This window comes from Streptomyces sp. BE303, from assembly GCF_036290945.1.
Lineage (GTDB): Bacteria > Actinomycetota > Actinomycetes > Streptomycetales > Streptomycetaceae > Kitasatospora.
The window spans coordinates 1-376 of the sequence record NZ_JAQYWZ010000200.1 but is presented as its reverse complement, the minus strand read 5'-3'; the positions used below and the strand labels follow the sequence as shown (position 1 = coordinate 376).

The 376-nt window shown below is 65.4% G+C and carries 1 pseudogene; it reads left to right on the top strand.

Going from position 1 to position 376, the window contains the following annotated elements:
• Nucleotides 1-87: 87 nt before the first annotated feature.
• Nucleotides 88-376: pseudogene (locus PUR56_RS01145) on the top strand (electron transfer flavoprotein subunit beta/FixA family protein); the annotation flags it as partial.

The following is a 376-nucleotide window of genomic DNA, read 5'->3' as shown; positions in this document are numbered from 1 at the left end:
GGACTTGGCACTCAGTACCCTCGGCATGACCTCAGGCCGTGGACCAGTGCACACGTACCAAGTGCACCCGAACCAGGAGAACCGCTCATGAGCTTGAGGATCGTTGTCTGTGTGAAGCACGTGCCGGACGCGACGGGTGACCGTCGTTTCTCGGACGATCACACCACCGACCGGGAGGGCGTGGACCGCCTTCTGACGGAGCTGCACGAGTACGGCGAGGAGCAGGCGTAGCGGAACGCGGAGGCGAGCGGTGACGCCGAGGTGACGGTGTTGACGGTGGGTCCGGACGATGCGAAGGACGCGCTGCGCAAGGCGTTGTCGATGGGTGCGGACAAGGCCGTGCACGTGAACGACGACGGCATCCACGGGTCGGACG